Source organism: Paraflavitalea soli (assembly GCF_003555545.1).
Lineage (GTDB): Bacteria > Bacteroidota > Bacteroidia > Chitinophagales > Chitinophagaceae > Paraflavitalea > Paraflavitalea soli.
Window position 1 is genome coordinate 1340932 of sequence record NZ_CP032157.1, and the last position, 14073, is coordinate 1355004.

General features: G+C 46.9%; 14 protein-coding genes. 6 read left to right on the top strand and 8 right to left on the bottom strand.

Annotated features, from left to right (window positions below; translation table 11 throughout):
- Window positions 1-127: 127 nt before the first annotated feature.
- The 3 genes from D3H65_RS05130 to D3H65_RS05140 all read left to right on the top strand — a co-directional run bounded on the left by D3H65_RS05130 (window position 128) and on the right by D3H65_RS05140 (window position 3631).
- The gene (locus D3H65_RS05130) at window positions 128-1153 is read left to right on the top strand and encodes a sensor histidine kinase (RefSeq protein WP_119049236.1); all 1026 of its coding nucleotides are present in this window, start codon (window positions 128-130) and stop codon (window positions 1151-1153) included.
- On the top strand, window positions 1150-1872 hold the full coding sequence (locus D3H65_RS05135; RefSeq protein WP_119049237.1) for a LytR/AlgR family response regulator transcription factor: 723 nt from the start codon (window positions 1150-1152) through the stop codon (window positions 1870-1872). The genes D3H65_RS05130 and D3H65_RS05135 overlap by 4 nt, the downstream gene beginning before the upstream one ends.
- Before the next feature lie 79 nt (window positions 1873-1951).
- Complete coding sequence (locus tag D3H65_RS05140; protein WP_119049238.1) at window positions 1952-3631, top strand: glutamine--tRNA ligase/YqeY domain fusion protein; 1680 nt, start codon at window positions 1952-1954, stop codon at window positions 3629-3631.
- A 99-nt stretch (window positions 3632-3730) separates the two neighbouring features.
- Here the strand turns inward: D3H65_RS05140 and D3H65_RS05145 are convergent, their stop codons facing one another.
- The 6 genes from D3H65_RS05145 to D3H65_RS05165 all read right to left on the bottom strand — a co-directional run bounded on the left by D3H65_RS05145 (window position 3731) and on the right by D3H65_RS05165 (window position 9002).
- Window positions 3731-4009 carry a hypothetical protein gene (locus tag D3H65_RS05145; RefSeq protein ID WP_119049239.1) on the bottom strand — a complete coding sequence of 93 codons (279 nt, stop codon included), beginning with the start codon at window positions 4007-4009 and terminating at the stop codon, window positions 3731-3733.
- Between the two features lie 43 nt (window positions 4010-4052).
- A complete protein-coding gene (locus tag D3H65_RS32790) occupies window positions 4053-4799 on the bottom strand; it encodes a glycine-rich domain-containing protein (protein WP_162915417.1) in 747 nt (248 codons plus the stop codon).
- Between the two features lie 117 nt (window positions 4800-4916).
- Window positions 4917-6257, bottom strand: coding sequence for an amidohydrolase (locus D3H65_RS05150; protein ID WP_119054394.1), 1341 nt, complete (start codon window positions 6255-6257; stop codon window positions 4917-4919).
- Between the two features lie 37 nt (window positions 6258-6294).
- Window positions 6295-6846, bottom strand: coding sequence for a GNAT family N-acetyltransferase (locus D3H65_RS05155; protein WP_119049240.1), 552 nt, complete (start codon window positions 6844-6846; stop codon window positions 6295-6297).
- 9 nt (window positions 6847-6855) lie between these two features.
- The gene (locus D3H65_RS05160) at window positions 6856-8418 is read right to left on the bottom strand and encodes an acyl-CoA mutase large subunit family protein (protein ID WP_119049241.1); all 1563 of its coding nucleotides are present in this window, start codon (window positions 8416-8418) and stop codon (window positions 6856-6858) included.
- A 38-nt stretch (window positions 8419-8456) separates the two neighbouring features.
- A complete protein-coding gene (locus D3H65_RS05165; protein WP_119049242.1) occupies window positions 8457-9002 on the bottom strand; it encodes a DUF7935 family protein in 546 nt (181 codons plus the stop codon).
- A gap of 164 nt (window positions 9003-9166) precedes the next feature.
- Between D3H65_RS05165 and D3H65_RS05170 the strand changes: the two genes are divergently transcribed.
- On the top strand, window positions 9167-9508 hold the full coding sequence (locus tag D3H65_RS05170) for a HesB/IscA family protein (RefSeq protein ID WP_119049243.1): 342 nt from the start codon (window positions 9167-9169) through the stop codon (window positions 9506-9508).
- A 195-nt stretch (window positions 9509-9703) separates the two neighbouring features.
- Window positions 9704-10906 carry a serine hydrolase domain-containing protein gene (locus tag D3H65_RS05175; RefSeq protein WP_119049244.1) on the top strand — a complete coding sequence of 401 codons (1203 nt, stop codon included), beginning with the start codon at window positions 9704-9706 and terminating at the stop codon, window positions 10904-10906.
- Between the two features lie 3 nt (window positions 10907-10909).
- On the opposite strand, the gene D3H65_RS05180 is transcribed toward D3H65_RS05175, so the two are convergent.
- A complete protein-coding gene (locus D3H65_RS05180) occupies window positions 10910-11785 on the bottom strand; it encodes a sugar phosphate isomerase/epimerase family protein (protein ID WP_211345629.1) in 876 nt (291 codons plus the stop codon).
- Window positions 11786-12131: 346 nt separating this feature from the next.
- On the opposite strand from D3H65_RS05180, the gene D3H65_RS05185 reads away from it, so the two are divergent.
- Window positions 12132-12638 (top strand): SRPBCC family protein, encoded by a 507-nt coding sequence (locus tag D3H65_RS05185; protein WP_119054396.1) that lies wholly within the window; start codon window positions 12132-12134, stop codon window positions 12636-12638.
- 150 nt (window positions 12639-12788) lie between these two features.
- On the opposite strand, the gene D3H65_RS05190 is transcribed toward D3H65_RS05185, so the two are convergent.
- Window positions 12789-13928: a pyridoxal phosphate-dependent aminotransferase gene (locus D3H65_RS05190; protein WP_317127755.1), complete on the bottom strand. Its 1140-nt coding sequence runs from the start codon at window positions 13926-13928 to the stop codon at window positions 12789-12791.
- Between the last annotated feature and the right edge of the window lie 145 nt (window positions 13929-14073).

Genomic DNA, 14073 nt, shown 5'->3' on the forward strand with positions numbered 1-14073 from the left:
ACACCTCCGGTAGCCATCGCGTGATGAAAAGCAGGCATCCTCTGCACGTTGCCGCATTTCGTGTAGTGCTTCCGGCAGCAGGTGTAAGAATAAATGATAACTGCTTTTTGTATATTTATTTTGAGGTATGAACATGCAATCCATATTCAGACGCTATAAACTCGACCACCTGCTGGGCTGGCTGGTACTGTTTGGCGGCTGGCACTTTTTCCGTTACCAGGATTATCCCCGCAATACAGGTTGGTTGGTTACCGGCCTCAAAGTAGCCGATCTGGCCCTCATGGTCTATATCACCAATTACCTGCTCATTCCCCAGCTGCTGTATAAAAAGAAATACATTCTCTTTGCCCTTACGTTTCTCATCGTGGTCACCGGATTCAGCTGGCTTAAGATGTATTTGGAAGGCCAGATCATGAACCGGCCCTCCTTATTTGATGTATTAAATGATACCAAACGGCGTTTTTATGACAATGTCATCCCCCATATCTTATTGGTGAGCACCGGTGCTGCTTTTAAACTCCTGATGGACCATGCCAGTGCCCAGCGCAGGCTGGGGGAGGTATCCAAAGAAAAGGCCGAAGCTGAGCTCAACTTCCTGAAGTCGCAGATCAATCCACACTTCCTGTTCAATTCTTTAAATTCCATTTATTTCCTGATCGATAAGCAGAATGCCACAGCACGGCAAACCCTGCTGCAGTTTTCCGATCTGCTGCGTTACCAATTGTATGACTGCAATGCCGATACCATTGAGATCGAAAAAGAAGTAGCCTACCTCCAGGATTTTATCCGGCTGCAACAGCTGCGTAAAGACCACTATTACGAGGTTGATGTACAGGTAGCGCCAGCGGTGAGGGGGTTCCGGATAACTCCTTTGCTACTCATTCCTTTTGTTGAAAACGCTTTCAAACATATTTCTCACCACCCCGATCAGCGTAACTTTGTACAGGTAACACTCGACAAAGAAAATGGCTCCTTTCTTTTTATGGTGGAAAACTCAAAGGAAAATTACCAGCGCTCCACCGAACCGCCAGGCGGTATTGGTCTTAGTAATGTAAAACGGAGGCTCGAGCTCCTGTATCCCCGGAAATATGAATTGCAGATCGATAATAATGATGCTACCTTTAAAGTAGCGTTAAACCTTCATTTGTCATGACACTACAATGCATCATCATAGACGATGAACCGCTGGCCCGCACCGGGCTTAAAGAATACATCCAGGATGTAGATTTTCTCCAATTATCGGGCGAGTTTGATAATCCCATGAAGGCTATTGAACTCATCACTCAGCAAAAGATCGACCTTATTTTCCTGGATATCCAAATGCCCCGGATGACCGGACTCGAATTCCTGAAAACATTGACTCAACCGCCCATGGTGATCTTTACTACCGCCTATCCCCAATATGCTGTAGATGGATTTGAACTCAATGCCATTGATTACCTGCTAAAGCCCTTTTCCTTTGAACGTTTCTGCAAAGCAGCGATCAAGGCCAAATCCCTCAGAGAACCGTCGGCACATCCCATTGCTCCGGGCGCTGGTACTGAGCCCGACTACTTTTTTATCAAGAGCGATAACAAGCTTATCAAGGTCAAATACGAGGAGATATTGTTTGTCGAGGCCTTGCAGAACTATGTAGCAGTTCATACCACCGAAAAAAAATACATCACCTACCTCACGTTCCGCAGTATTGAAGAATACCTGCCTGCCGGCCGCTTTGTACGTACCCATAAGTCCTTTATTGTGGCCGCAGCCAAGGTGGAAAGCATTGAGGGCAATGATATTCGCATCGGTCAACACCATATTCCCATTAGTCGCACAGAGCGGGAGGTAGTACTTCAGCGACTACTCCAAAACCGCCTCCTGAAGAGATAATCCCGGAATTTTTCGTAAATTCGCATTTACATATGCCACGGGTGTCGAAAGACCGTGGCATATTCGTAAATACAGGTATATGACTGAGATTAAAAAAGCAGAAGAAAGAAGCCTCAACTTTATTGAGGAGATCATTGAAGAGGACCTGAAGGCGGGCAAGTACAAATCAATCGCTACCCGTTTTCCGCCGGAGCCCAATGGCTACCTGCATATTGGCCATGCCAAGAGCATTTGCCTCAACTTTGGGTTGGCCCTCAAATATGGCGGCACCACCAACCTCCGTTTTGATGACACCAACCCCGTTACAGAAGACACCGAATATGTAGAGAGTATCAAGGCTGACGTGCAATGGCTCGGATTCCAGTGGGCCAATGAATTATATGCTTCTGATTATTTTGAACAGTTGTATGGATTTGCCGTCAACCTGATCAAAAAAGGACTGGCCTACGTAGATGATTCTACCAGCGAAGAAATTGCCAAACAGAAAGGAACACCTACTACACCCGGTACCAGGAATCAATATGCAGACAGGAGCGTGGAAGAAAACCTGCGCCTGTTTGAAGAAATGCGCAACGGTAAATATCCGGACGGACAGAAGGTATTGCGCGCAAAGATTGATATGGCTTCGCCCAATATGCACCTGCGTGATCCGCTCATGTACCGCATCCGGCACGCACGCCATCACCGTACCGGCGATGCCTGGTGCATTTATCCCATGTACGATTTCGCTCATGGACAAAGTGATTCCATTGAGCATATCACCCATTCCATTTGTACCCTGGAATTCATTCCGCACCGTCCTTTGTACAACTGGATGATTGAACAACTTGAGATATTCCCTTCCCATCAATATGAGTTTGCGCGTCTCAACCTGAATTACACCGTGATGAGCAAGCGCAAGCTGAAACAATTGGTAGAAGAAAAGCATGTTACCAGCTGGGACGATCCCCGCATGCCTACTATCAGTGCCTTTCGTAGAAGGGGCTACACACCCGAGTCTATCCGTGATTTCTGTGAGCGGGTAGGGGTGGCCAAACGGGATAATATCATTGAATATTCCCTTCTGGAGTTTTGCATCCGTGAGCACCTCAATAAGATCGCCCAACGGCGCATGGTGGTATTTGATCCGCTGAAGGTCACCATCACCAACTTCCCCGAAGGGGAAGTGGAAATGCTGACGAGCGAAGACAACCCCGAGGATGCCAATGCCGGTCACCGTGAAGTACCGTTTAGTCGTGAGCTGTACATCGAACAGGAGGATTTTATGGAAAACCCTCCCAAGAAGTTCTTCAGGTTGGCTCCGGGTGGTTTGGTGCGGTTAAAGAGTGCCTATATCATCAAATGCGAGGAGGTGATCAAAGATGCGGAGGGTAAAGTAACCGAGGTGAAATGTACCTATGTTCCTGAAAGCAAGAGTGGCTCCGATACCTCCGGTCTCAAAGTACAGGGTACCCTGCACTGGGTAAGCGTGGCGCAGGCCATCAGTGTGGAAGTAAGAGAGTATGACAGGTTGTTCAAAGTGGAAGATCCTTCCAGTGAGGAAGGTGATTTCAAGGATTATATCAATCCCGATTCATTAAAGGTAATTGGAACAGCTTATGCAGAACCGGCCTTGAAGACTGCCCGCTTTGAAGAACGCTACCAGTTCCTGCGCAAAGGCTATTTCTGCCTGGATAAAGATACTTCCGAAGAGCGTATGGTGTTCAATCGCACCGTTACCCTCAAGGATGCCTGGGCGAAGGAAAAGAAGAAAGCATAGCTTCATCTGTCAATCTTTTGAAGTCTTTAAATAACAAATGTCAGGCCCACCGGCTTGATATTTGCTATTTAGTTTGTCATACCTCCTGGGTTGCGACTCTCAATCTTCGTCCCATTCGATGGAGTTCCACCATTTTCCTAATTCCTTCCATACCCACTGTAATCGTCGCTGCCATGTCAATTCCCTATATGTCCCGTCTACGGTATTTCTCAAGGAATCAGTCATTGAAATATCCATGGTTACATCCAGTAGCGCTTGTCGTATCAACAGCGCCAGCGCCGATAGACTCAGTGCGATGAAGAATAACCGGTTGTCAGAGGCAAAACTCAATAGTGCCCCAATGATGATCAGGGCTACACTTGGTATAGTCGTATTCATATAAAGAACTCTTTTGTAAAAAATGGGTTACCAATATCAGGGTTCAATCGCCTCCTCCGCAACCTCCTCCACATCCGCCACTGCAACCTCCGTCTCCGCCACATCCACTATCTCCGCTGTCTCCACCACAACCGCTGCATCCGCCACCACATCCCCCGCTTTCCCTGTTGGATCGCGACCTGTTTGGTTGTGCTATCATTGATAATCCCAGGAAAAGGAACATAAACAATACCCCGAAGTGTGAAGTGATGGCCCCTCCTACAAATCCCAGTAGGATGAAGAGGATCCCTGTGAGTTTGGGATGCCAGCGCCGCTTTCGCAGTATCCAGTGGGTGCTTGTATTGGCTCTTACAAATTCAACTGCTCCAAATCGCTTATCCGAAGTTGGCCAGATATCATCTGGAGGCTCGTTTCCAAACTTGTGGCGGTAAAGTTGTAAAGTGGATTCGTAGTAACTGATAAACTTGTCTCTTTCGGCGGGGCCGCCTTCTGTGGGAGTGTGGTGGATGTCTTTTCCAAGGATGTTTCGGCAGAGGTCGTTCCAGTAGGATTTGGTATACACTAAGTGAAGATGCCAGGCCTGATCTACTTCATCGGAGGGGGTGACTGGCTGGGGGCTGATCATGCAGAGAAAAATGAATCTTTTGTACTCCGCAATGACCCGTTCCGTGAATAAAGGTGGCCATCCATTTTCCCTGGCCAAACGTTGAGAGAAAGAAAGAACATCATTAGGGTTGTCTGGGGAGAAACTTTCCAGTTTGCTCCATAATAGCGATTCATCAATAATCATAAAGAACTCTTTTACAAAAATAGATCGCCAATATTACCCGAATATTAAGTGTTTGTATAAAAGCAAATGCCGTACTGAAATATTGCAGTACGGCATTTTACAATCAATGTGTTATGATCAGAATCCTTTTTTAGCATTCCCTTTGGTATCTCCACCTGCTTTCAGTTTGGCATAGTCAAATACCAACTGGCAAAATCCTTTAACGCCTACGTCCAGGCGGCTGTCATCAATATAGAAATCAGGCGTATGGTGAGGTGGCGCCTTGGTTTTGTCTGCACCTTTGGGCATGCCGCCAAAGTAAATAAAGAAGGAGGGGGCCTTGGTGCCAAAGAAGGAGAAGTCTTCTGCGCCCGTTACCCATTCCCTTTCTGTCACATTGCTCTTGCCGGCCGCCGTTTCCAGCGAGGGCAGCATCATTTTTACCAGTTCGGGATCATTATACGTAACCAGGGTTTTGGTGTCAATGGTCACTTCTGCTACCGCGCCCATGGCTTCCGCTACTGTGGTGGCTACCTTACGGATGCGTTCATGTGTTTCTTTTTGCATCTTGCTGTCCAGCGTACGGATCGTGCCTTCCAATAGAGCTTCTTCCGGGATGATGTTGGGGCGTACGCCACTGTGAAACTTGCCTACAGTGATAACCACCGGTGCTTTCGTCAATTCAGATTGGCGGCTTACAATGGTTTGCAGCGCGCTGATGATTTCCGTAGATACTACTATAGGGTCGATTCCTTTCCAGGGTTGTGAACCATGTGATTGTTTACCTTTTACCTTGATGGTAAACCAATCGGAGGAGGCCATAAAAGCGCCCGATTTGTATTCAAATTTGCCTATTTCAATGTCAGATTCTATGTGCATGCCAAATACAGCATCTACTTTAGGATTGTCCATTACCCCTTCTTTCACCATCAGGGGAGCACCGCCTTCCTCATCACCTGGAGGTCCTTCTTCAGCTGGTTGAAAGAAGAATTTTACTGTACCGGGTACCTCTTTCTTCATGCCGGCCAGCACCTCGGCTGTTCCCATCAGCATGGCTACATGGCTGTCGTGGCCACAGGCATGCATCACGGGTACTGATTGGCCCAGGTAATCAGCTGTTACCGTTGACTTAAAAGGAATGTTTACCCGTTCCTGCACCGGCAGCGCATCCATATCAGCCCGCAGGGCTACTACTGGCCCCGGTTTACCGCCGCGGAGGATGGCCACAACACCGGTTTTGGCGACACCTGTTTGCACCTCCAGCCCCAATGCCTTGAGGTGGGCAGCTACATATTCTCCGGTTTTAACTTCCCGGTTGGAAAGTTCCGGATGCTCATGCAGGTAACGCCGCCACTCTACCAACCTGGGTAGGATCGCTGTGGCTTTTTGTTCAATCTGTGTCGATACATTTTGCTGTGCTGATCCAGTGAGGGAGGACAAAAGCAGTAAAAGACAGAGTAGTTTGGCAATGAAACGCATGGGTGGCTGTTTAACCGTCAATATAAAGAAATAATCGTTACCGCCAATCCCATACCACCACATGCCAGTTATCTATCATATCTGTATAGGTATGAATGGTCTCAAATCCTACCCGTTTGTGGGCCTTCAAAGACCGGTAATTGGAACTAGATATTTCAGTAATGATAAAATCATAATGGGGGCTGTATACTTCCTTATGGTGCTTGTACAGCCTATCGAATAAGCCTTTTGCCCGGTGATCCTTGGATACACATATCTGGCCCATTACATAGAACCGGAAATCGTATAATGGTTTTCCCTGCCACTGCAGCTTTTCAAAATTCACAAACATGGGCTCAAGGTCGGGATAAGCAGTCCGGCCTTCCAGGGTTACTGTCATGGCATAGGCTACCACTTCCTCTTCCTGTTTGATAATTACACTGGGGGCAATGGCTTGTAGCTGTTGTAGCATGGGCAGGTTAAACTGCATGGTCAGAAACCCCTGTGCATCCTTTTCTTCCTGGCTAATGTGTTGTTTCAGGTTCTGTTGCTGCAATTGCAGTATCTGCTCCAGTTCTTTATCAGAACCTACTGTAGTGGCTAGGTACATGAAACGAAGTTACTTATATTCCCCGTATACTTCCCGTAGCGTATCAGCAATTTCGCCCAATGTACACTTGTGCTCTACGGCCTCAATAACCGTAGGCATAATGTTCTCCTCACTACCTGCTTTGTCAGAAAGGAGTTGCAATAACTGGTCGCATTTTGCATGATCGCGTTGACGGCGCAGGATGGCCAGCTTTTCGCTTTGTACCTGGCGGATGGAGTCATCTATTTTAAAGCCCGGGGTGGTATTGGTCTCTGTTGATTGAAATTTGTTAACGCCTACGATGATCTTTTCAGTGCGTTCTATCTGTCGCTGGTAGTCATAGGCACTGCGGGCAATTTCATCCTGGATAAATCCCTGTTCGATGGCGCTTACACTGCCGCCCATCGCATCTATTTTACCGATCAGTTTCCAGGCTTCTTCTTCCACCTGTTTGGTTAGCGATTCAACAAAGTAAGAGCCCGCCAACGGGTCTACTGTACCGGCAGCACCGCTTTCAAAAGCTACTATTTGTTGCGTGCGCAGCGCAATGCGTGCAGCCTCTTCTGTAGGCAGGCTCAATGCTTCATCATACCCGTTGGTATGCAGTGATTGAGTGCCGCCAAGCACTGCCGCCAGGGTTTGAACTGTTACACGGGCGATATTATTGAGCGGTTGTTGTGCTGTAAGTGTGCTACCGCCTGTTTGCGTGTGGAAGCGCAGCATCATGGCTTTGGGGTCTGTTGCCCCCAGTTCTTTCATCATCCGCCCCCACATGCTCCGGGCGGCGCGGAACTTGGCTACCTCCTCAAACAGGTCATTGTGTGCATTGAAAAAGAAGGAGAGCCGTTTACCAAATACATTAATGTCTAGCCCCTTTTCCAGGGCTGCTTTTACATAAGCTTTTCCATTGCTAAGCGTAAAAGCAATTTCCTGTACGGCCGTGCTGCCGGCTTCCCGGATATGGTATCCGGAAATGGAGATCGTATTCCATTTGGGCAGATCCTGGCTGCACCACTCAAAAATATCGGTGATAATGCGCATGGAAGGCTTGGGCGGATAGATATAAGTGCCCCTGGCCGCATATTCCTTCAGGATATCATTTTGGATGGTACCGGTCAGCTTTTTAAGATCAGCGCCCTGTTGTTTGGCAAGGGCTACATACAGACTCAGCAGGATAAACCCTGTAGCGTTGATCGTCATGGAGGTAGATACATCCTCCAGCTTAATACCTTTAAAAAGCGTTTGCATGTCCTCCAGGCTGTCAATGGCCACACCTACCTTGCCTACTTCGCCTTCGGCCAGTGGGTGATCACTGTCATAACCTATCTGAGTAGGAAGATCAAAAGCGACACTCAATCCCATTACCCCCTGTGACAGCAGGTAATGATAGCGTTTGTTGCTTTCTTCGGCAGTACTGAAACCAGCATATTGCCGCATGGTCCACAGCTTGCCCCGGTACATATCCGGCTGCACGCCCCGGGTAAAAGGGAATTCACCGGGTGGCGGCAGGGGAGGGATCCCTTGCAGGCTATTGGCATCATACAATTCCCTGATCTCGATTCCGCTGTCTGTAAAGATCTTTTTTTCAGGCATAAGCACTCATTAATTTCAAAGTTCCGGTAGGGGGGATATCAGGCCATCAGCTTGCGCGCTTCATAGCTCAATGCATCCGCCACTACGTTGTGTAAAGATGCTTTTGGATTCTGCATCAGCATTTCCAGTATACTGCGGTTTAGGTCCTGTGCAGTGGCCTCAGCCGGCAAGAAAGAGGTGATCTGGTTTACGATCAACATATTCTGATCTTTCAGGTTGCGCACGGCATCCCAGGCGTCCTGCGATACATACATCTGCTGGGTTACATTGTATTCAAATTCTCCTTTAATGTTGTGAACCAGCACCGCCTGCATGTCACGGGCCGTCAGGCCGGGTTCATTGAGCCGGTTTATGAGATTGGGCAGGGCTATCCGGTCTACCAGCAGGATCAGCCTTTCATAGGCCTGTAACTGCAATTGTTTGGTAGGCGTGGTAGCGGCTGCTTCCTGTTTTTCTGTCTTCTTTTGAGCTGCCAGGGCCTGTTTGGCTTCCTTGCGTTGTTTCCAGAACAAATAGGCCAGGGTACCGCCTAATACAAAGGCTATAATAAGCTGCCATATAAGTTCATTCCAGGAAAGTGTCATTCGGGTTAGTTTTTTGAGTCAACAAATGTAGTGAAATGCTTTTTGAGTTCTCTCTAACGGTTTTTAGGGCGTTTATAGTCTGCCAGGTCCTATGATTGTCAATTGTTTGTTGCGGGATTGACTGTTCCTGCCAATCTTTGTACTTTTGAGGTAAATATTGTGTAATGGAAACCGTTTCGGTCCCCGTTCAATTTACCCCTAATGCCCATAAAGAGCTTACCCGTTTGATGAGCGAGCCTGGTTTTGATACCAGTAAATTTCTTCGGATAGGTGTAAAAGGCGGCGGCTGTTCCGGCTTGAGCTATGTGCTGGGCTTTGATGATAAGCAGGAAAGTGATGTGGTATATGAGCTGGATGGCCTTACTTTTATTATGAACCAATCGCACGGTCTCTACCTCATGGGGATGCAGATCGACTGGGAAGATGGCCTCAATGCCCGCGGTTTTTCCTTCACCAATCCGAATGCCAGCAAAACCTGCGGCTGCGGTACTTCGTTCTCTGTATAAAATTACTCCGATTGATTTCCTGAAGATTAGCAGGGGCTTGTCCTGAACAGGTGGTAACCCTTAATGCTTCACTGAACAATTATTGCAGTGTCTTATTATCATTGCCTGAAATTCCTTTCCGGCAAGTGTTCCTGGTTTCAATGTGCGGATTTTTCATTTAACTTCCATGAGCGTAACCGCCATTAAACCAGATATATGAAAATTCCTGTTGTTAATCCCAAAGCTACTTTTGGGGCACTCCTGATTGGAGCGGTATGTTGTTTGCTTTTCCCTGTATCCTGCTCCAATGCATCTGCCGACTACGCAGATCCAATCCAAAGTATCGAGAACAGTCTTATTCCTATCACCTCAGATGGTTCCACTATTCACCAGACTATTTATGAACGTATGAAAGTGTTGGGTATTCCCGGGGTGAGCATTGCTGTTTTTGACAGCGGTCATATCATTTGGGCAAAAGGATATGGACTGAGGGACCTGGAACGGTCACTACCGGTTGATACAAACACCCTTTTTCAGGCAGCCTCTGTATCAAAACCACTGGCTTCGGCAGCTATGTTCAAGCTTGTTGAAAACAATACCCTGTCCCTGGATGAAGATGTAAACCTGAAGCTGCGGGGCTGGAAAGTGCCCGATAACCAATATACCACTACGGAGAAAGTAACACTGAGGCGTATTGTGAGCCATACCGCAGGTCTTGGGGTGCATGGTTTTAGTGGTTACAACCAGAAAGATTCCATTCCCACCCTGGCCCAAATACTGGAGGGTGCCCCACCGGCCAATTCTCCCCCTGTCCGCGTAATTGCCCTCCCTGGAAAAAAAGAAACCTATTCAGGCGGCGCCTTTACTGTGATGCAGCTCCTCATGGAAGAAACAACTGGCAAGCCTTTGGGCCAACTGGCGCAGGAGTTGGTATTTGCCCCTGTTGGCATGACGCACAGCACCTATACATTACCACTGCCAGCCCGGTTTGATACGCTGGTTGCCAAAGGTTATGATGATAATAAAAAACAGGTGGAAGGTGGATACCATGTTTTTCCTGAAATGGCAGCTACCGGCCTGTGGTCCACACCTTCCGATCTTGCCAGGTTTATGCTCAATATAGGCAATGCTTACCGGGGCGGCGATGGTTTGCTGAAGCAGGCTACTGTGCAAACCATGCTTACAAGGTCTTCAGGAGGAAGCGGTCATGGATTTGCGCTGGATGGAAAAGATTCCGCTCTATGCTTCTGGCACAGCGGAAGCAACGCAGGTTTTACTGCCTATGCAGTGTCTTTTGAACAGATAGGAAGAGGCGTAGTGATCATGACCAACTCGAAAAAGGGAATGCCTTTTATCCATGAATTGCTTCGGGCCATTTCGAAAGAATATCGCTGGCCTTCCATGTGGCCGAAAGAATAACTTTTATCGTAACAACTTCTTTGTATATGCAGCACTTTTCTCCACACAGGCCATATCATTGGGGATATAATTATTCCCTTGTTCTACGTACATATGTTTGGCCCCTGCCTCACTGGAGTAGGAGAGTAGTTTGGTAAAGTCAATGTCACCATCACCCATCGTGGTATGCAACTCCGGGTTCGTTTTGTCTTTATCTTTTAAATGCCAGAGCGGAAAACGGCCCGGGTGTTTTTTGAATAGTGCCGGAAGGTCCTGTTTCATATAAGTAGACCAGTAGAGGTCCAACTCCAGCTTTACGTAGTTGGGATCACTATCCCTCAATAACATGGCATAACCGGTATCCCCATTGTGGTCTATGAATTCAAAATTGTGGTTGTGGTAGGCTAGTTGCAGCCCTGCTTTATTGATCCGCTCACCGATCTTGTTCAGCGTAGTTACTATTTCCTTGAATTTTTCGATAGACCGCAGCGATTCATCCAGCCAGGGCCATACAATGTAAGTTTGTTTCAGGATCAGCGCTCCCTGGATACATTCATCTACATACCTATTGAGATCATCAACCGTCTTACCCGGCAATACATATTTATCCAGATCGTAGTGCCCGCTGGGACTGGTGAGTCCACTGTTTTCCATCAATGACCTGAATTCCGCAGGCGTAAATTTGTAGTATTGTCTGTTGAATCCGTATGTTTCCACTTCCTGATACCCAAAGGAAGCAATTTTAGCAAGTGTACCACGGGTATCTTTGGCCATTGCATTACGGATCGTATACAACTGTAGGCCTAGTTTGTATTTGGGTTTCAATACAAAGGATGATCCCATCATCCAGGCGGATGCCAGTACACCAGTTTGCCTGATAAAAGTTCTGCGGTTGGTCATGCAATCGGAGATTAGGTTTCTATGTTAATTGGTTAGAAAACGAAAAGTAACAAGAAATCGGGAGAATAGTTACCTTCTTTTAAGGCGACTGCTAACAGGCATGTCCCAAAGACATGTTACTAAGGACAAAATGCAATAAACTACGTTGTAACGTCTGTTTTGGCATTTAAATACAGCTTGTTTCGTTGTGCGATCACCCCTGTATATTGTCGCAGACACCACCTGTTCATTTGAATTACTACCAGTAAGTTTGCCCTGCCTTGCTTTAAAAGCCAAAACATAACTTATGCAAAACAAAACCAATGGCATAGCCTTGCTCATGCCCATCACCTTAATTTGTTTAATTATGAGTACGTCATTACCCGCTTCGGCACAGCAATCCGGTACAAAGGATTTGACAGTCACCCGTACTTTTGATGCTCCGGTGGAAAAGGTATTCAAAGCCTGGTCTGAGTCGGAACTGGTAAAGAAGTGGTGGCAGCCCGATGGCTTTACTACACCTGTAGCCAATATGGATTTTAAGGTGGGAGGGAAATCGCTGCTTTGTATGCGTTCTCCCGATGGGCATGATATGTACAATACCTGGACCTACAGCAAGATCGTGCCCAATGAAAGGATCGAGTTTGTATTGAACTTTTCCGATAAGGATGGCAATAAACTGGATCCGGCAAAGATAGGTATGCCTCCGGGACTCCCAGCAGATGTACGCCATGTGATCACCTTCAAGTCTGTAGGTGACAACAAAACCGAAGTAACCGTTAAGGAGTATGGTTATGGTTCAGATGAAATAGTGGAGATGTCTAAAGCCGGCCTCGAACAATGCCTTAATAAGATGGCCACTGCGCTCAAATAAAACACTTGCCTGATATCAAATAAAAGAAAAAGCCGGGCACTCGCCCGGCTTTTAACTCATTTAAGAATATCAGTAACTGAAGTTTAGTTAAGCCTGGAATATCAGCCTTCTAAATTCTAAATACTATATTCTGTATTCTTTCTTCTACTTCTACTTCAGCTTCGCCAGCGCTGCAATGATGCGCTTCCAGGCCTCTTCGATCTTCTCCATGCTGTTGGCAAAAGAGATACGGATGGCTGTAGGCTCACCAAATGCACGACCGGTTACGGTGCTTACATGCGCTTTATTGAGCAGGTACATACACAGGTCATCAGCATCTTTAATCACCTCTTCACCATCTGTCTTACCAAAATACTGGCTTACTGTGGGAAATACGTAAAATGCGCCATCAGGTTCTGCAAATTTAAAACCCTCAATTCCGTTCATGATTTCCAGTACCCTTTTCTTGCGACGCTCAAATTCCTTGTTCATCTCCTGTGAAGGACGCAGGTCGCCTGTAAAGGCTACAATGGCTGCACGTTGTGTAATACTGTTGGTACCGCTGGTGAGCTGACCCTGTAATTTTTCACAGGCTTTCACCACATCAGGATGAGCAGCTACGATACCTAGACGGTAACCGGTCATGGCAAAACCCTTGCTCAAACCATTGATGATGATCACACGGTCTTTCAGGTCATCAAACTGTGCAATGCTTTCATGTTTACCCACAAAATTGATGTACTCATAGATCTCATCAGAGAGAATATATACATTGGGATATTTGCGGAATACTACTGCCAGTGCTTCCAGTTCCTGCTTGCTGTATACAGAACCACTGGGGTTGCAGGGAGAAGAGAACATGAACAACCTGGTCTTATCAGTCAAAGCTTCTTCCAGTTCGGCAGGAGTGATCTTGTATTTGTTTTCGATAGAAGTTGATACCAGTTTAACTACACCTTCACCCAGCTTCACAATTTCAGAATAGGTAACCCAGTAGGGGGTAGGGATCACTACTTCATCGCCTTTGCTCACGACTGCCCACACAGCATTGGCCAGACTTTGCTTGGCGCCGGTGGAAACAATAATATTTTCAGGCTTATAGTCCAGTCCGTTGTCGCGCTTCAGCTTTACGCACACTGCTTCACGCAGGTCAGGATAACCGGCTACAGGAGTGTAGTGACTGTAGTTGTCGTCAATTGCTTTCTTAGCCGCATCCTTAATGTGCTGGGGCGTGTCGAAATCGGGCTCTCCCAAACTAAGGTCAATAACATCGATGCCTTTGGCTCTCAGCTCACGTCCGAGCTTTGCCATTTTCAACGTTTCAGGCTCGTTGAATAATTGTAATCTGGTTGATAGTTGCATAATTAATAAGTGTCTGTGCTTGCTTTTTAAACGAATGGCGCAAAAGTAATACAGTTTGTGGAAAAAAAAGCCCTGCTACTATAAGGTAGTCAGG